This window comes from Spirosoma humi, from assembly GCF_054776575.1.
Genome location: NZ_BAAHBR010000002.1, coordinates 385,174 through 404,101, shown reverse-complemented (window position 1 = coordinate 404,101; position 18,928 = coordinate 385,174). Strand labels below are relative to the sequence as shown.

Here is an 18,928-nt window from a genome sequence, read left to right as displayed (position 1 = left end):
TGCTTGGAGAGGCAGCCATCTATTCATCAGAGCAGATTGAGCCGGTTCATCAATTCAGGTTTGTTAGCCCGGCTAATGGGAATGACTTTATTGCTGATTACCAATGTGTTGTCTTCAATATCAACAATCTTGTCCAGGTGGACAATGTAGGAGCGGTGCACCCGCAGAAACCGAAGACCCAGCTTTTCTTCCAGGTACTTCATGGTTGTGTACACAATGTGTGTTTGCGTAGTCGTGAAGATTTTGACGTAATCGCCCGTATTTTCAATGTAGGATATATTCTCGAAGGGCAGGCGAATATAACGCCCGTCGGTCTTGATATAAATTTCCTTCCGCTCGTTCGACGGGTTCAATTTGGATCGCGCATGGAGCTCCAGGACTTTTTCAACGGCTATGTTGAACCGGGGTAATGTGATCGGCTTTTTCAGATAATCGGTCACGTTATACTGAAAAGCCTCAAACGCATACTCGATTTTACTGGTCGTTAAGATTACATAAGGTATAGCCGGTAGCTGCTCCAGCAACTCGAATCCCGACAGACCCGGCATTTCTACATCCAGCCAAATCAGATCCACCTCCTGCTCCGCCAGAAAATCAAGCGCACTCACCGCATTATCGAACACCGAAAGCACTTCCAGAGCACTATGCTGCTCACAAAGGCGGTGCAGCGATTTGCGAGACATGAGTTCATCTTCAACAATTATACAATTCAGACTCATACCTGCGAAAGCTTTTGTAATTCCGTTTGCAAAATGGGCAGCACCTTGTCCATCTCAATCATAAAATCATGGCAATATTCCTCGATCAAATCCATATCAGCATCCTGCCGGGCGCTGTTCTCTAACTGGCGCATCTTCTCTTCAAGATCCGACAGGCCGACCATGGCCAGCGTTGGCTTTAATTTGTGGGCAGCACTGGCCAGATTTGACAAATCTTTTGTTTCACAGATACTTGGCAACTTGCGTATATCCGGCACAATATCCGTCAGAAACATAGAAAACATTTCCGACGCGTAAGCCGCGTCGCCACCATACAATTCCGACAGTCGCTGGCGGTCGAGGGCCTCATCGAATAAGATACACCCCTCGTTGCTGATTTGCTCGACAGGTGCGAATCGTTGCAGGACAGACAATAGCTGGTTCGGCTCGAATGGCTTGGTCAGAAAATCGTCCATACCAGCCTCCATCGCTACGCTTTTGTGATCGAGCATAGCCGAAGCGGTGAGCGCAATAATGGCCGTGTGCTGGTTGGGATTCTGGGTACTCCGAATCGCGACCGTCGCTTCGTATCCATTCATGATGGGCATCTGGATATCCATCAGAATGATGTCGAATCGTTGACTTTTCGCCTGTTCAACACCCTGTTTGCCGTCCGATGCCATGGTGTAGGGTATGTCCCACTTGTTGAGCAGACTGCCGATGTACGTTTGGTTCATCAGGTTATCCTCCACAATCAGCACGTTACAGGTTTTCAGTTCCTCAACCAGGGTCAGTTGCCTATCGACGTTATGTTGTTCAGCAGGCACCAGCGATTTGACGTAGGGCACGACAAACGTGAACGAACTACCGACATCAACCTGACTGGTCACCGAAATAGTACCCCCCTGAATTTCAACCAATTCTTTCGTAATGGCGAGACCAAGACCGGTACCTTTGTGCTTGAAACCATTCGGGTTTACCTGCTTGAATTTCTGGAAGACCATATCCAGCTTTTCGGCCGGTATGCCAACGCCCGTGTCGGTTACGGTAAACTCAACCCACTGTCGATCCTGTTCTTCTTTACTGATGCGGGCAGTGATCTGAATCTTGCCCTGTTCCGTAAATTTCTCTGCATTTCCGACCAGGTTCATCAGGATCTGGTTCAGCATCACATCATCACCAATGAACTCATCGGTAATTCGGGCATCCAGCAACACATCCACCGAAATGGGGCGATTCTGGAGCTTCATCTGAAACACTTTCTGCGTACTCCGAAGCAAGCCTGCCAAATCGAACGGCCGGGCGTGAATCTCAATCCGACCGGCTTCAATTTTTGTCATATCCAGCAAATCCGAGATGAGGCTATGCAGGAAATCGGCCGATGTTTTCAGGATGTCGATGTATTCGCGCTGCTGCATTGTCGGCTGTGTATCGAAGAGCAGGTGCGACATGCCGATAATCGCGTTGAGTGGCGTGCGAATTTCATGGCTCATGTTCGCAAAAAACTGCTTTTCGGCCTGTTGGGCTTCTTCGGCAAAGCGTTTGGCTCGGGCCAGCTCGTGTTCCAGCTGCTTGCGTTCGGTCATATCGTAATGTATACCCATCGAACCGACAATTACCCCATTCTCATCGAGAATAGGAACACCACTCACCAGTACCCAGATACGGCTGCCGCCTTTCTTGATCAACTGCAATTCGTAGGAGCCCGCGTTGCCTTTTTTGCGTTCTTCCTGTTGCCGTTCAACAACGGATACGAATTCAGCGGGCACCAACAGCTCCGTGGCATTTTTACCGACCATCTCTTCTTCGGTGTAGCCCAGCATTTTACAACAGCGCTCATAAGACCGAACAATAATCTGGTCATTGTCGACTTCAAAAAGGCCCAGTTCCATGTTGTTCATGATGCCCCGGTACTTTTCTTCGCTCCGGCGGATGCGTTCCCGCGCCTGGTACTTTTCCGTTACATCGGTATATTTCCAGAGATGACCCATGTACTGGTTGTCATCCAGGAAGATTGGGATATAATCAAGTTCCAGAATATGGCCGTTGGCCATGCTTATTTCTTCGCCAACGCGGGCCTCCCGGGTTTCCAGTAGTTCATTCATCCGCTCCACAAAGGCATCCGGATGAACGAACAGCGGTTTTACCTGCTGACGCGCCAATGTACAGTTATAGCCGACCAGCTCACTGGCCGATAGCGGAATTTCGAACAGGTCGCAGAACAGCTGATTGGCCAGAAGAACCCGCCCTTTCTCATCCTCAACCATCACGCCCGACTGTAGGTTGGTGATGAGTGTTTCCAGCCGTGTCTGGGTAGTTTCCAGTTCAATTTCGGCCAGCTTACGATCCGATACATCGCGGGCCACGGCCACCAGTTCCAGTGCCTGACCGTCTTGTTCGATGAGCCTGACGGTTTGCCCGATCCAAACCACCCGCCCATCTTTAGCCACCACCGGAAACTCATTATAGGTGCTATCCTGCCGCTCGGTCATCATGGTCCGGTAAAACTCGATGAGTTTCATCCGATACCCAACCTGCACGAAATCCGTAAAGTGGCTTCCCAAAAATTCCGCTTCAGTATACCCTAACAGCTTTTCGACAACGGGACTCACAAAGGTGAAATAACCGGTGGGCGAAATTTTATAAATAATATCCTGAACGGACTCGATAAGCTGACGATAGCGCTGTTCGCTCTCCCGGAGTTCGGCTAGTTTATTACGAATCTGCTGCTCCAGATTTTCATTTAAATGCAACAACTGTTCGTTGGCGTTGTAAAGCGCCAGCGCCTTCTTCTCCAGAATAGCCTCTGCCTGCAACCGGGCTGTTTTTTCGCGGACCAGTCGCCGTTTGAGTAGATCAATGTCCTCCATCTCCATCATACGTTACTCTTTCACGATGTCAAATAGAACCTGACTTCCGTCTTCTACAAGAATGGTTTTGGTGATCGTTGCCGTTTCGCCAAACGTTGCCAGACAGCCTTCGATGAGCCCATGAGCGAAATCAGCCAGTCTCCGTTCCGATGTGTAATGCATACGAAGGTGGTTCTCGCTGGGCTGGTCAATGGCAAAATGAGGAAGTTCGGCGTCAGGATACAACTTTCGAACTTCTACATGGATATACTGCTGAACCGAACTAAGTAAACTAAAGGCCGAATCGGCCCGATCGACGAAGGGCCGGTAACTTCGGGTGAAGGCGGTAAACATATACTGCCCGTAGGCCCGCAGTAATTCTGAAACAGGTATTTTGGTTTGCTTACTCAAATTCGTCACCAGCACCACCATTTCGGCATGATCGTATGTGCCGATTGCGGTATAAATTCCACCAGATGAAAGACTACTATCCTGAAGCAAGTGATCCACCAGCTCGTACCCAAACTTCTCCTCGATCATCTCCAGCAACTCAGTAAAAACAATCCCCTTCATCTAAGTATAAATAGCTAAGTATAAACCTACACAGGAAATTTTTTTGGTAAGTGATTTTATAGTGCAATATAGTAACAATTTGATACAGTATCATGTATAAATTTAACTAACGATGACCAAAACTAGAGGATTCTTACCAAAAACCTGGCAAAATAGGCAGTTCATCGAAATCTCATCTCATGTATTATGATTTAAGGACAAGTTTGCAGTATTCAAAGTCAGTACTCCACCTTACCGAACTACTACCTATTCCTACTATGAACCCTAGTCTGAGTGATGAGGAGATGATCCGGCAGCACCTGAATGCAACGTTTAGCGGTTGTTTCGAAAACCTTTATAACCGGAATGTGGGCAAGGTTTATCAGCAGTGTTTTTCCATGACAAAAGATCCGGCAAAGGCGCAGGACTTCACCCACGACATTTTTATTCGAATTTTCGCTCATCTAGACCAATTTCAGGGAAGGTCCAGCTTTTCAACCTGGTTATACAGTATTTCTTATAACTATTGCCTCGATCAGCTTAAGCGTGCCAACCGGCTGGCCATAACCTACCTAAGTGACGATATGGATTACCCTTGTACAAGTACCGAGGAAGCGGAGAAGGTTGATTACGCCCTGTATCAGTTGGCACAGGTTATGAAGCGCATCCCTCCGCAGGAGGCTACCGTATTAAGGCTCAAGTACCAGGATGGCCTACCGCTTAGTCAGATTGGCCTTCAGCTGAATCTGAAAGAAAGTGCGGTAAAGATGAGGCTCAAACGTTCACGAACCAAGGTCAAGCAATTATACCGGACGATAACGGGTTAATCGTCATCATCGTCGTCCTCCTCGGAACCAGCCAACCAGGCGGGGTATCGTTTTTTGCCTTTGGCGGTAAACCATAAAATTCGATTCAGCAGGTCATCATGTCCGCGATCGATCTGGTGAAATCCATACCGGACGGACTGGTTGGTAAACCGCAACGATGCTCCTTTCAATCCGGTTGGCGATGGATTCATGTCGGTTAACGCAACTCGGTTGGGTAGCGCCTTGTAGGCAAAGGACAGATCAGGCTTTTCGCTGAAACAGTCGAACATAGGCAGGGCCGTCGCATCGATAACGTTCATAGGCGGCAGGCCCAGAATCTGCTCCATCGTTCGAACAACCGATGTCTGGTTGTAATTCGTATGAACCGTTTTCTTTAAACGCGAATAAGGACTAACAATATAACCCGTTGTCCGATAAGCCGATACATGGTCCCAACCCGCCTGCGAGTCATCTTCCGTAATGAAAATGACAGTCGAAGCAGCAAACCGGCTGTGAGTCACAGCGTCTACAATTCGACCAACGGCCAGATCGTTATCGGCTACCATAGCCCGTGGTATTGGGAAACCGGGGCTCATACCTGATGTATGGTCGTTGGGCAGCGACATAACCATCAGGTTCGGCAAGTCGGCGCTGGGGTCGGCCGCTGTTCTGTTCAGCTCGTTTATAAAGGCATCGGCGCGCATCTGATCGCTGATCGTTTCGTCATCGCACCCCGGAAAATCCATAGCCAGGATGGGTCTCACCCGCGAAATGGTTGTGGTGTTGGTAAACGAAAACGGTTTGCTCTCCTGCCGCAGCTGAAACAGTTTGCTCCAGTCGTACGCTTTTTTATCGTAGGCGCAGGAACAGGCTTCACCGTAGATACGTACGGTTTTGCCGTGATCGAGCACGTTGTTCCAGATCAGTCCTTTTTTGTCGTACACCATTGCATCGTACAGCACGTGCGGGTAGCTCCGAAACCAGGCCCGTACGCTTTTCTCAGTGTAATCGGTAACCATGGCCGCGCTGGCCCAGTGGTGCCCTTCTGCCGACGATTTGCCGGAAACATAGTAGTTGTCCATCAGCAGGTAATCTTTCGTAAGCTGGTGCTGATTGGGCGTAATGCTATCGCCAAATATGCACAGTTCGGGCAGGCCATCGCCCTGCGGCAAATCGCCCAGTACCTGATCGTAGGTCCGGTTTTCTTTGATAATGTACAGTACATGGGTAAATACCGACGGCTCTCCAATACGCTCAGGTACGGGCCTGGGAGGCATATTGGGGCGGGGAGCCTGCTCCGTCAAGGCCAGCCGAAATTGCAGACTGAGCTTTTTTACCTTTTCGGTATACGCGTCCAGCTGCTGTTGATCAGGAACCGGAATAAACGATATAGACGCCAGTTGCTTGTGCGAGTTATAAGCTTTCAGATTTCCTCCCGCAGGATTTTTCCCCTGTCCGCCCTGATCGACCGGGTTGGCAATACGCGCGCCAATGGCTTCCAGATTGGTCACGTACAACTCATTATTATGCAGCACCAGCCCCGCCGGATAAGCCTGGGTTGGGATATACCCTTTAACTATATTGTTTCCCTTACCTGCACTGGACGCTTTATTACCTAGCCCAACTACACAAAGGGCATTATCCAGTCCATTGGACACATACAGCGTGGTCCCGTCTGGACTGATCGCCAGCCCGTTGGGTGTACTCCCAATATAGCCGTTTCCCCGATTGTATAAACCCACGAAAACGGAGTCAATGACTTGTTGAGTCGGTACGTCGATAATCGACACATGATCGCTGTTGCCATTGGCAACATACAGAAACTTCTTATCGGGGCTGCTGACAATGGCGTTCGGGTGCAGCCCGACCGACAGTTCCCGCTCTACGTTCCCCTGCCTTACATCGATTACCGATACGGTACCACGGGCCATGGCACCCGTTTTTGGATCAACGTAAGCACTTCCCCAGGGAACACCGGCCGTTTCGAACCCATTGGTTGAATCGGGAACCGGCCCGGCCCAGTTGGTCACGTAGGCTTTTGTCCCAAGAATGGTCAGGCCGAAAGGGGCTACACCGGTGGGTGCCGTCCAGATTACTTTTTGGTCTTTCACCCGGAGTTTGACCAACTGGTTATTGCCGTTAAGAACGGTGTATAACATCAACTCACCCGCTTCTTCCTGAAGGACCACTTCATTGGGTAGTGCAATGGTGGCGGGCGCGATGGCCGCAAACGGAATGGCCCGAACCAGACGAGCACGCGAGCCGTTCCAAACGACTTGCATCACGTGTGAATTGGGTTTTCCCCGGCCACCGGCACCCCAGAAAATATAGGTTGAATCGTGATGAACGACGGCTTTAATTCCCGAAAAAGAACTCATGCTCCCTTTAAGATCGGAGCCTTTAGTATAGTCCCAGCGCGAAATGAGTTTACGCTGTTTTACATCAAAAAAAGCAATGCCGAAACGATCTTCCACCACCAGTGTCTTCTTGTCGGGCAGCAACACAGCATCCAGGCTATGGTTTTCAACGCTGGCATCGCCAAAACTAACGGACTGCCCTGCCCCGTCGATAATGCGGTTATAGGGCATCAGGAAGGGCGATGTATCGCCCAGAGGGCCGTCGTCAGTTGGTGTTTTATAAGCCGAGGAAGGCTTACCCAACTTCCCGCTGATGGGGCCGAAATGATGGCACCCAGCCAGTAAAAACAAGCTGACCAGCGTAGAAAGTCCAGAACTCACGAACGCAACGTTGATTTTCATAAGCGCAAAAAAAGCGGTTTGGCACGGTATCGAAAACCGATAATGACGACCAAGCTAAGGCCTATTTCACGTAAAAAAAAGGATTTCACGTACGCTTAACATGGAATTACGAATCAGTTATTTCGTTTTTGCGAAGCTGTATCTTTCCAGATTCGTGAGGAAACGAACCTGTATCGTTGGGGTGAAGTCCGTTTTAAGAAACGGACTCGACAGGTTTCTCAAAACCTACCACGCCAATTTAGTTAAGGCGGTTTTAAGAAACCGCTCATGTCAGTTTTAAGAGACTGAAACCACGTAACAGGTCACACGCGTGTCAGCGAATCGTCTGTTATAAAAAAAGCCCGCAGTTATAAACAACCGTTTATGACTGCGGGCAATAGATGTCACGGATCTCTCTCCTAATTCGTCTCTTTCAGAGTCGACAAAAAGCTAACGACATCCCGAATTTCCCGCTTCGTGAGCAGGTACTTCATTTCGGGCATGCTCGACGGGGAATTCACGCGTTTGGCAATCTGATCTTTCCGAACCGCCGTATCGGGCTGGTCGCCTACTTTGACCATCACCTCGGTATTGGTTTCGCCCTGTAGGATACCGCTGACGGTTTTCCCATTCTTGAGCGTCAAATTAACCGTTCCAAATCCGGGAGCCAGCCGAGCGCTGGGGTTGATGAGGGCTTCGAGCAACTGCTCGCGGGTGAGCCGACTGGCAACCCCGTTCAAACGAGGACCGGCATTACCACCCAGATCGTCGTACGAATGGCACCGAATACACTGTGCCGTTTGGTGACGGAAGAAAATCCGGCGACCTAAATCAGGCTCTCCACCCAGCAGACTACCCTTGTAGGAGGCCGCCAGCGCATCGGGCGACAACTTGGCTGTAATGGCTTTGTACCGGGCCGTTAACTGGGGCGAATGACTACTCTCGATCGCTTCTTCCAGCTCCAGCTGAAGTTCGGGCGAGAGCGTACCTGCCGACAGCTTGGCCAGCAACGGATCGAATACCTTTTGCGAATTGGCAACGGGCAGTTTACCGAGCGTTAGCAGAGCCGCCTGTTTCTCTTCCGTTGTGCGGTTGTTGATCACTTCCGAGAGCAGCGTCACCATGCGATCTTTCGGCATACTCGATTTGGCCACTAAGTCCAGTCCGGCCACCCGCACGCTCTTTTCGTTATCGGCCAGCGCCGTTTCAATGGCTTTGCTCAGTTGCTTGTCATTCAGCGAGGCCAGTGCCCGTAAGGCAGCTACCCGCACTACGGGTTCTTTATCGCCCGTTAACCGGCTGAATAACGGTTCCGAAGCTTCCGTTAGGTTCAACTTTGTAATCGCCTTGATGGCACTTAGCCGCAGGGCTAGTTCCTGATGTGTCAATAGTTTGGTGTAGAGGTCAGCCGTTTTGGTTTTAACCAAGGCCGGATCGCGTTCGATAACGCCCCGATAACGGCCATCGACACGGTCCAGAACCGATGGCTTGGCCCAGGTGCTGAGCGCTTCCAAGGCTTCGGCACGCATGGCTAAGGGAGCCCCTTCTTTCTGCGCATAGTCGATCAGGGTTTGCATCGCTTCGGGCGTACCTACCCGCAGATTCGCATTAATGGCCCGACGAATCAATGGTTCGTTGGTGAAACTCGTGTTCTGAATCACTTTCCCAAGGGCGGGCAGGGCCGCCGGAATGGATAAATCATCGTTGATACCCCGAGCGGCTTCGGTCACGACAAATTCGTCTTTATCGGCCAGGAAGCTGGCAATACCGGGGTCGTTCATCCGACGAAGGGCAACGACAGCCGCAATCCGAACAGCTTTTGATGGACTGCTCGACAACGCCACGACCGGAGCCGGTTTGCCGATACGGGCCAGCGCCAGACTACCCGCATGACGGATGTACGCATCTTCGTCATTATTGGCCTCCAATAGTTGAATGATGGGCTGGATAGCAGGTTCGTAGGCGATCCGTCCAAGAGCCTCGGCGGCAAAGAAGCGCGCACGGCTGTTGGCGTCTTTTAGGAGTGGAATCAGGGCGTCACCGGCTTCCTTGTACCGAATATCACCCAGCCACTTCGCTGCCTGCGCCCGAATTTCAGCGTCCTTGTCCTGCAACAAAGGCAACAACAGCCTGGCGTATTGTTTATCCTGACGAGCCAACTGACTGATTCCCCAGATACCATGAACGCGGGCCAGCTGGTTATCGGTTTGTTTTGTAGAAGCGGTCAGCATATCGGCTCCTTTCGCCCCCCGTTTGACCAGTTCGAACTGGGCTTTCTGCCGAACGCGCATATCCGGATTCTTCAGCAATTCAGCTAAGTCAGCTTCGGAACGGGAAGCGAATTTCTCGGCCAGCAACGCTTTGGTTCGCTGCCGATCAGCGGAGCCAGCCCCGGCTTTATCGTCCAGTTTCCAGATACGGCCATAATCTTTGGCATCCCAGCCATTGATCCAGTCGGCTACGTACAAGGCACCGTCGGGACCAAAATCAATCCCCGTAGCCAGCACATTCCCCAGCACTTTTTTCTGTTCGCCCAATTCGAACGAGGCCCCTTTGGGCTTTAGCTTAAAAGCGTGAATACCTGACTTGGCCGGATTCCCGACAAATTCAGCCACAAAAAACATGTTTTTGTAGGCCGGACTCAAGGCTGTACCGGGGTTATAACGCATCCCTGCCGGGCCACTCACGAAGTTGGTAATGGTTGGCGTGATGTAAGCCGCCTGCCCCTCGAAGCGCGGTTTATACATTTGCTCGTCCATCCAGACTTTGTACGTATTGTTGTTCGGATCGCGGTATTTGCCGTACTGCCAGTTACTGCGCCAGCCCGTGTCCGACCCGTTGACAATATACACCAACCGCTCTTTTTCGCCCGGATGATCGCCGTCGTTGTCCTCGCTTATGAGGTTGCCGTATTCGTCAAACACAAACTCGTGAGTATTCCGAACACCGTGGGCGAATACCTCAAAGTCGCTGCCGTCGGGATTCGACCGCACAATGACGCCACTGTTCGGATGTTCCCATTTCTTACCATCGGGTCCTTTGCCATTGAAGCCAATGTCGCCGATCTGCCAGTATATTTTGCCATCCGGCCCCATTTCAATCCCCGACATGCCGTGCCCACCGAAACCGACGTGCACACCGTATCCGTGTGAAATGGATGTTTTTGTTTCGGCAATTCCATCGCCGTCTTTGTCACGCATGCGCCACAGGTCAGGCGCAACGGCTACGTATAGATCGTCGCCATTGATCATCACGCCCCCGGCTACGTCGGTCACTTCATCATGAAAGTCGTTCACAACCAACTGCGTCTGATCAGCAACGCCATCGCCGTTGGTGTCTTCGATCCGGTACACGTTTTCCTTCTCAACAGTCATGTCGCGCCAATCGTGGGAGCCATCGCCGTTAAGGTCTTTGAGCCATTCATTTTTCTTACTATTCTCCGGCGATAGCACACGGTGAAAAAACGCCCGTTTGTCTTCGATACTTTGCAGCCGGTTCGATTCGATCTCCCAATCCTGGTGGCTGCGAATATCGAACTCGGTGTTTTTCTGTCGGTTCGTTCGGGTATAATAGATCCGTCCGTTTTCGTCAGTGTCGATGGCGATGGGATCGGCAACCAACGAGTCTACCCCCCATAAGCGAAGCGTAAGTCCTTCGGCTAGTTCGGGGGTTACCGTCGCTTCGATAGCCTTCGCGAGTGCGGCCGCTTTTTCGGGAGCCATCCGCTTGATGCGCCGGTCGATGGGGTCTTTTTCGTTCTGGTAGCCGAGCAGCCCCAGCATCGGGGCCAGCGCGCACAGCCAGATTACTTTTTTGTTTACCACTAAAAATGCCTTGCCTTTTTTCATTCTAAACAGCTGTTAACAGGTCGATCTAAGGAACGCCGATGCGTCAGGTTTGGTGTAGGCCGTATTTCACACCCATTCTAACGAACCCAAAATTGACGTTTCACCTTAGAAGTTCAAAGACGTTTTTCGGCTTACACTACTTTAGTTCAGGAATATGTTTTCACGAGTACGTATAGCTGATTTTTCGTTTAACGGCTGGCACTGGTGTAAATGAGAATGGCTTCGGGCTGGACAACGACCGATGCCTGTCCGTCCAGCAGTAACGGGGCCGCCACGGAGCCACGCCAGGCGGGTTCGGCGGAGTCGAGTAATTTATGCCACGGGCCATCGCTGGCTGGCAGCGTGAGCGGCTGGGGGCTCTGAGAGAAGTTCATCAAACAGACGACGGTTTCCTCAATAGCAAACGAACCGGCCTGTACTTCTTTTTTATGCTGCCGAAACAAGGTGAGCGTCTGCTTAAGATCGTCCACAACCACGGCTACCGACTCCCGGTCTGGGTGGCGCAGAGAGGACGTTTTTCGCAAACGCAGCAGCGTTTGGTAATACCGAAAAAGTGTTCGGTGCGGCTCCTGCGTGAGCCGGGCCCATTGAAGTCTGGAGCGGTCAAAGGTGCGCTCGTCCTGCGGATCGGGAGCCTCAAAATCCGACTGAAAATCAGCAAATTCTTTCTTTCGCCCCTGCCGGACGGCCTCCACCAGCGCAGGTTCTGAATGGCTCACAAAATACAGAAACGGATTCAACTCGCCCCACTCCTCGCCCATGAATAGCATAGGCAGGTAAGGGCTACTCATAACGGCACCAGCCATTAGTTTCTGCATCTCAAAACTAACCAGTTGGCTGGGTCGTTCGCCCAGCATCCGGTTGCCGATCTGGTCATGGTTCTGCGAGAAGACCACAAACTGCCGCCCGGCATGACCCGCCGTCGATTTCCCTACGATTCGGGCGCGCCGGGGCATGTAGGTGCCGTCGTACACATAAGCGTCCCGGTACGATTTTGCCAGGTCCTGCAGTCCATTGTAATCCGCATAATAGCCATTGCGTTCCCCGCCCGCCGTGACGCGCAGGGCATGATGGAATTCATCGTTCCACTGGGCATCCATGCCGTAGCCATCCGTGGCCAGCGGGTCGATGAACCGGGTTTCATTTTGATCTGATTCGATGATCAGGTAATGCTGCCGCCCGGTTTTCGCCATCAGCGCATCGACGTATTGTTTTATTTCGCGCAGGATGTGCGTTTCGCTCTCATCACAAATGGCATGAACGGCATCCAGCCGTAACGCATCGATGTGAAAATCCCGAAACCACATCAACACGTTTTCGATGAAAAACCGGCGGACACTATCGCTGTAATCATCATCGAAGTTGAGGCCATTCCCCCAGGGCGTTTGATGTTTGGCGGTAAAATAAGGGCCAAAGTCGCCCAGGTAATTGCCTTCCGGCCCGATGTGATTATACACGACATCGAGCACAACGGCAAGCCCCCGGCGGTGGCAGGCATCGACCAGTTTCTGCAGCCCCTCGACTCCACCGTACGAATGTTGAACGGCAAAAGGAAATACCCCGTCATACCCCCAGTTCCGATTGCCAGGAAACTGCGCAACGGGCATAATTTCGATGGCATTGATACCCAGTTCCACCAGGTAATCCAGCCGATTCTCGATCCCGGCGAACGTACCTTCGGGTGAGAATGTGCCCGTATGAAGTTCATAGAGCAAATAATCTTCCAGCGGCAAATTAGGCCAGTCGGCATCTGTCCAGTGGAACGCAGCCGTATCCACCGCCTGCGAAGGGCCATGTACGCCCCCAGGCTGCGCCATCGACGCCGGGTCGGGCCGTTCGAGGGTATCGTTCAGGATAAACGTGTATGTATCGCCGGGCTGTAGCTGGGCCGTAGTCAGCTGCCAGTAGGCACCATCCTTCAGCAGTGGAAGCGTCAGTTGGCGATCACCGTGATGGAGAGCGACACTCTGGGCGAAAGGAGCCCAGACCCGCGCCGTTGCGCCATCCTGCGTAAAGGTAACGCCAAGCAGTCGGCGGCTTAGTAGTGCCTGATTCATAGGATATGATCAATGGTTGAGTAAGTGGTTAGTCAAACAACACGCTGCAGCAGCCATGTGTTAGCAGGAAAATGGTTTTTAACGGCTTTGCAGCACTTGTTTTTACACCGCCACTTCGACGGTCGTGCCCTCTTCGATGAATACCCGGAATGTTCCGCCCAACTCCTGAGCTCGCGTTTCCATGTTGCGCAGGCCGTAGTGATGGCTGGCCACCGCGCCATTTGTCCAGCTGAACCCCTGCCCGTTATCGTGTATGCGCAGGTTGATGTGTCCATCAGCCTCGACGGACAATTTCACAATGGCCTCTGTGGCTCTGGCGTGCTTCACAACGTTGTTGAGGGCTTCCTGTACAATGCGAAACAGGTTCAGCACCTGCGATGAACTCAGCTTATAGGCCTGCGAACCCGACACCTGAACATCGACGTGAAGCCCGTTGGTTTCGTGCACATAGCGGTTGATATATTGGTTGAGCCGCTCGGCAAATTCTTCGACCGTAAAGCTTTCCTGATGAATGGCCCAGATCGTTTCGCGCAGCAGTTTTACCGCTTCGCGGGTATGCGTAACAATGGTCCTGAGTTGGCCAGACAACCGCTGTCCATCGGTTATGGGCGTCTTTTCGGCCTGATCACTAATATGGGTCAGGTTTGTCACCACGAAGGCCAGGTGGGCGCCTACGTTGTCGTGCAAATCGCGGGCAATGCGCTCCTTCTCGACCAGCAGGTTATTTTTCAGACCCAATGTCTGCACTTCAGATTCGTACACACGCTGCTGCTGCACCGTACGCTCTTTGATGAGTTTCTCGGTCTGGTCGCGATCCAGTTTATATCGGTACGCCAACCCGACCATGAGTACCAGCACTTCAAACAAAGCGGCTGGCGCATAGTAGGCAAAACAGGAGACGGGATAGAAGGTGGGCAACAAGCCAAAATTGGCAAAGACCAGCCCAAGGTTAAGTGTGTAGAAAGGTAAAATCGCGATCAGATAAAGCCAGGCCTCCTGCACATGATACCGACGGACGATGCTGATCGTGATGTACGCCACAATAACCGGCAGCGGTAGCCAGTAAAGAGCCGAAAACAGACGGACCATAATCAGCTCCATCGTGGGCGACAACGGGGTAAACCATTCGGCGGTCAGGGCAACCAGACAGAGAACACCGCACCAGAGCACGACCTTACCAACTTTGTGCCAGCGGTACGAAGGCGTATTCCGCAGATTTAAAAACTGCCGCACAAACGTTAGCTGCGAATAGAACAGGATGAGGGGAAACAGAAAGTAAACGTTCTGGCGGGGCATCCAGAACTGAACATCGAAACCAAACTGATTTAAAAAGCCGTCATTGATGACAAAGAAACCCACCAGGCCCAGCAAACAGAAAATATACCTCGAATAGATTTGATCGAACGTGGTCAGAAAGAAAATGAGGCTCATCATGGCCACGAACGTGAGGGTGAACAGCACCCCGCCCCAAAACAGATAACTCTGCTGAACGACCGTTTCATAGTCGGCGGCCCGAACCAGCTCGATCGGAAGTACCTGCGCCCCCCGGTGTTTGACGACTCGTAAATAAGCCGTTACGACCTGCCCGGCAGGAACCGTGAACGGAAACCAGAAATGGCGATTGTGTAGCATTCGCTGGGTAGCCCGTGTTTTCCAGCCAATAGTCGGTGACGTCAATAAAATGTTATTCCGGGCATCGACGATAAACAGCTGAAGCTCATCGAAGCACCAGAAGTCAATTTCGGCAAGCCATTTCTGTGGCGTATTCACCGGGTTGTTCAGCCGGAACCGGAGCCATAACGGGCTGGCGGCTTTCGTACCTGTAATGACGCCGAAGTTAGGTACGGGCGATGTTACGGGGAGAAAAGCGGCCGTATTGGCCAGTTGAATCACATCGGTGATTGTCCGTGTATGCGATGAGTCGCGCAGGAAAGCCAGCGCCCCCTTCAATACCGGTTGATCACCCCCGGCGGGTAGAACCACAATGGGCTGACTGCCTACGGGTTGTGCCGATACCCGTGGCCCTATCTGGCAACAAAGCAAAAACGACAGGACGAGTAGGCGCAGACGTATCATCAGTAGGCGAGGTAACCACTAATGTATAACGGCACTAATTAATAAACAAGTCATTACGTATAAGCCGTTGTCGAACTTAAACCGGCAGGCTCTTCCGTTTTTCTGCCATGAATGGGTAACATACGCGTGAGCGGGCAAACCGGTAGCACACGGCGTTTCCGATCAGCCCATTCACGCGCTTATCGTTAACCCATTATCTGGCCCATTTTCATGGCAATACCCATATCCCCTTTAATTTTTAGTTTTCCCGTCATAACGGCCATCATCGGATTCAGGTCGCCGGTACCCATTTTAACGAGGTTGTCGATGCTTACCTGCAAATCGCAATCAGCGGGCTTATCGTCGTTAGACACAACAGCGGGCGATTGATTGGCATCGATGTAGATCGGCCCCTGATCGGTCACTAGCTTGATCGTAGCATTAATAGAATCGGCATGCGTAACTTTGGTACGAATTTGCTCGGTTAGTTCTTGCAGAGTCATCTGATTTGGATTTCGTTGGTATAAACGTCTTATGAAAAGAAACTCAGCCGCGAAAATAAGGTTTCCAGGTAACGCGGACATTCTGCCCGCTTAAATTTCACGGCAGACGGTGGTCTGCGTTCTCTATGCGTTCTCAATTCTTAACTCTCCTCTGCATCCTTACGTTTCTCAGTTGCGCCTGGGGCCTGCTCGATGCCCTTGTCTCCTTCGTACAAACAGACGCCGTTTCTGAAACGGTTTACGTTGAGCAGAAACGCACAGACCCGAAGCAGGACAAACAGCAAAAACAATACTTCGAAGACCGTTCGTCGGACGATGTTCCTCTGCCGGGCAACCCCGAGCAAATTAAATTGCTGGCAGTAGCGCAGTTCATCTATTCACTGCTCACTCTCATTGGTGCCTTTCTGATGTTTCGATTACGCCGGATTGGCTTCTGGGTTTATGTGGCCGGAATAGCCGTTGGTTTGGTTTTGCCCGTTGCACTGGCTGGTTTTGGGGCGTTAAACACCTCATTTGGTGTGTTTTTCAGTATACTCTTTGCGGGGCTATACTGGGTTTCACTCAAGGAAATGAGTTAAGTGACCAGCAATGTACTCAAGTAATGACTTTTTTTTTCAGACAAGATTTTACTAAACCGCCTAAAGCGACTCTAACGACCAGACAGGTAATCGACGCATCTTCCGAACGAATGCGTTATTAGATATATCCTGTTTATTGTAAAACGAGTCGCATTGAAGGCCCTGAATAGACAAACACCCCGGCGATTCCGTTTATATACCAAAACACGTACTATGAATGCTTTTCGCTTAACGACACTACTCCTGCTCACCGGCTTTTGCTTATCCTCTTTCGCAGCCAGAGCCGACGATCCTGATGCGATCGTTGGTCGATGGCTTAGTTCGAAAAAGAGAAATCAGGTTCAGATTTACAAGCAGGGAAACCGGTATTTTGGCAAGCTGGTTTGGATGCTTGAACCAATCGATCCCGGCACGAACAAGCCAAAACTGGATAAAGAGAACGCCAACGAAAAGTTGCGTAGCCGCCCACTCATGCAGTTGGAGCTCGTAACGAATCTGGTTTATAAAGGCAACAACACCTGGGGTGATGGGGAAATTTATAACCCGGAAGATGGTAAAACGTACAGTTGCGAAGTGTTTCTCAAAGATGCAAATTCGATCGATTTGCGGGGCTACGTCATGGGAATTAGTTTTTTAGGCAAATCCAAAACCTGGACACGCGTGAAATAGCGGCTATTCGACAATCCAGCGCGAGAGGTGATTATACCGTGCTTCCAGGACAATTTTAAAAAAACCTTTCGGCAACGCCGATACATCAATCGTGGCGGTTTGCGCATTGACGGGCACTTCGGTCAGGAGCAGGTAATCGTCCCGTTTGCCCTCTTCAAAGTGATTTGTGGTAGACACCCAAACTTTAACGGTCCCCTCCGGCTCAACGGCTTTCCAGTTCAGGCTAATTTTACCTACTTCTTTTTTAACCGACGGCTCCGTAATCGATAATTTTCCCGTGAGCGGAATGCCATCCAGTTCAAACGCCTGTTCTTTGGGAATGGACAGTTGCAGGTGGCGGGCCATGGTTGGCATAATGTCTACAATACCTGGCGTATTTTTTTTGAACTGGCTGTTCAGGTCTTTTGCATTGGTCACAATCCAGGTAGCCCGCTCCCGGTCCGACTGTCCTCCGTGGTTCTTGCCCGTGTCGGCGCTTCGCCCGTGATCGGTGGTGATGAATAGTTGCCAGTCCTCACCGGTTGTTTTCTGCCGGTATTGAATGGAGGACCAGAGCCGCCCAATCTGATCATCCATAATCTTGACGGCTTTGTAAAATTGTTCGCTATCGCCGTATTTATGCCCCATGTCATCCGTATACTCCAGATAAACCCACGACAAATCCGGGCTTTCCCTCTGGATATACTGACTAGCTTCATCCACCACTTTCTCATCAATCTGATGAATGTATTCCGATTGCTTATCGTGGCGATAAAGCAGGGTATCCCGCTCTAATCCGTCAAATGAATAATCGATGCGCAGATGGCCCGTTTGTGGCAGATCTTCGCCAACGAGCTTAGTTCGGTTGTCGAGCCAGGTCGAGAAGACAGCCGTGCGTTTCTGTGGATACTGGCTCTCAAAAAAGCGGAAGATCGTCCAGTACTGATAATTGGGCGCTTTTATGCTGTTGTCCCAAACGTTGTGTTTGTTTACCCAGGTACCTGTGAGCAGACTGTTGTAGCCAACCGCCGAGATAGTTGGGGTCTGGGAGTACGTATTTTTCTGTCCACCAACATACGCTCTGGCGTAGCCGCCTACCTTGGCAATAGCATCCAGATTAGGCGTTGGCTGCTTCTCGATGACATCGGCAGGAATACCGTCAACAATTACAAATAAGGCTTTTCTAGGTTTGCTCTGCCCCCAACTATAAAAAGTTAAAAGCAGGCAGCAGCCAATGAACAACAGTATGGTCGATATGCGCTTCATATATCTTGTCGAAACGCTCAAAGTACGGATACGCCAGCCTATATGTAAAATGCTGATCTAAAATTTCACAACTTCATAATACGCTTTTTCGGTTTTACATTGGCTTGAGCAGGCGTATGAGGGACCCTCCAAAGTACGCCCGCTCGGAATAGGCCAGGTATTGTTAAAATCACCCCTCTAACACCTTTGTCCCCGGTGAGTCTGGCTGATAACCTTGCCCTAGTTTCCCCTACGCATTGGTTTTCCAACCCAATGCTTAGGTTTTTTATTTATACCAAATTCGCCACATAAGGAGCGATTAAAAGAACCTTTTTAGGCATTTTTTAAACG

12 protein-coding genes are annotated in these 18,928 nt (G+C 50.9%); 3 read left to right on the top strand and 9 right to left on the bottom strand.

All coding sequences use genetic code 11. The features are described from left to right. Window positions 1–26: 26 nt before the first annotated feature. Genes ACYU8Y_RS03490 through ACYU8Y_RS03480 form a run of 3 tightly spaced genes read right to left on the bottom strand, consistent with a single transcriptional unit; the run spans window position 27 to window position 4,120 of the window. Complete coding sequence (locus ACYU8Y_RS03490) at window positions 27–719, bottom strand: LytR/AlgR family response regulator transcription factor (protein WP_460934243.1); 693 nt, start codon at window positions 717–719, stop codon at window positions 27–29. Next, window positions 716–3,577: a PAS domain S-box protein gene (locus ACYU8Y_RS03485; protein ID WP_460934241.1), complete on the bottom strand. Its 2,862-nt coding sequence runs from the start codon at window positions 3,575–3,577 to the stop codon at window positions 716–718. The genes ACYU8Y_RS03490 and ACYU8Y_RS03485 overlap by 4 nt, the downstream gene beginning before the upstream one ends. A gap of 3 nt (window positions 3,578–3,580) precedes the next feature. Then, the gene (locus tag ACYU8Y_RS03480; RefSeq protein WP_460934239.1) at window positions 3,581–4,120 is read right to left on the bottom strand and encodes a heme NO-binding domain-containing protein; all 540 of its coding nucleotides are present in this window, start codon (window positions 4,118–4,120) and stop codon (window positions 3,581–3,583) included. Between the two features lie 257 nt (window positions 4,121–4,377). On the opposite strand from ACYU8Y_RS03480, the gene ACYU8Y_RS03475 reads away from it, so the two are divergent. Next, a complete protein-coding gene (locus ACYU8Y_RS03475) occupies window positions 4,378–4,926 on the top strand; it encodes an RNA polymerase sigma factor (protein WP_460934238.1) in 549 nt (182 codons plus the stop codon). On the opposite strand, the gene ACYU8Y_RS03470 is transcribed toward ACYU8Y_RS03475, so the two are convergent. The 5 genes from ACYU8Y_RS03470 to ACYU8Y_RS03450 form a co-directional block, all read right to left on the bottom strand. Beyond that, window positions 4,923–7,664: a YncE family protein gene (locus ACYU8Y_RS03470; RefSeq protein WP_460934236.1), complete on the bottom strand. Its 2,742-nt coding sequence runs from the start codon at window positions 7,662–7,664 to the stop codon at window positions 4,923–4,925. The genes ACYU8Y_RS03475 and ACYU8Y_RS03470 overlap by 4 nt on opposite strands. A 398-nt stretch (window positions 7,665–8,062) precedes the next feature. Continuing rightward, entirely contained in the window at window positions 8,063–11,491 is a 3,429-nt protein-coding gene (locus ACYU8Y_RS03465) for a HEAT repeat domain-containing protein (RefSeq protein WP_460934234.1), read from the bottom strand. A gap of 188 nt (window positions 11,492–11,679) precedes the next feature. Further along, window positions 11,680–13,548: a malto-oligosyltrehalose trehalohydrolase gene (gene treZ / locus ACYU8Y_RS03460; RefSeq protein WP_460934232.1), complete on the bottom strand. Its 1,869-nt coding sequence runs from the start codon at window positions 13,546–13,548 to the stop codon at window positions 11,680–11,682. 102 nt (window positions 13,549–13,650) lie between these two features. Next, window positions 13,651–15,624 (bottom strand): sensor histidine kinase, encoded by a 1,974-nt coding sequence (locus ACYU8Y_RS03455; protein WP_460934230.1) that lies wholly within the window; start codon window positions 15,622–15,624, stop codon window positions 13,651–13,653. A 185-nt stretch (window positions 15,625–15,809) separates the two neighbouring features. After that, the gene (locus ACYU8Y_RS03450) at window positions 15,810–16,106 is read right to left on the bottom strand and encodes an SCP2 sterol-binding domain-containing protein (RefSeq protein ID WP_460934228.1); all 297 of its coding nucleotides are present in this window, start codon (window positions 16,104–16,106) and stop codon (window positions 15,810–15,812) included. Window positions 16,107–16,231: 125 nt separating this feature from the next. Here ACYU8Y_RS03450 and ACYU8Y_RS03445 point away from each other — a divergent pair, with 125 nt between their 5' ends. Then, window positions 16,232–16,684, top strand: coding sequence for a hypothetical protein (locus ACYU8Y_RS03445; protein WP_460934226.1), 453 nt, complete (start codon window positions 16,232–16,234; stop codon window positions 16,682–16,684). 213 nt (window positions 16,685–16,897) lie between these two features. Then, window positions 16,898–17,353 carry a DUF2147 domain-containing protein gene (locus ACYU8Y_RS03440; RefSeq protein WP_460934224.1) on the top strand — a complete coding sequence of 152 codons (456 nt, stop codon included), beginning with the start codon at window positions 16,898–16,900 and terminating at the stop codon, window positions 17,351–17,353. Between the two features lie 3 nt (window positions 17,354–17,356). Here ACYU8Y_RS03440 and ACYU8Y_RS03435 read toward each other — a convergent pair whose 3' ends face one another. Continuing rightward, complete coding sequence (locus tag ACYU8Y_RS03435) at window positions 17,357–18,598, bottom strand: alkaline phosphatase family protein (protein WP_460934222.1); 1,242 nt, start codon at window positions 18,596–18,598, stop codon at window positions 17,357–17,359. Window positions 18,599–18,928 lie beyond the last annotated feature (330 nt).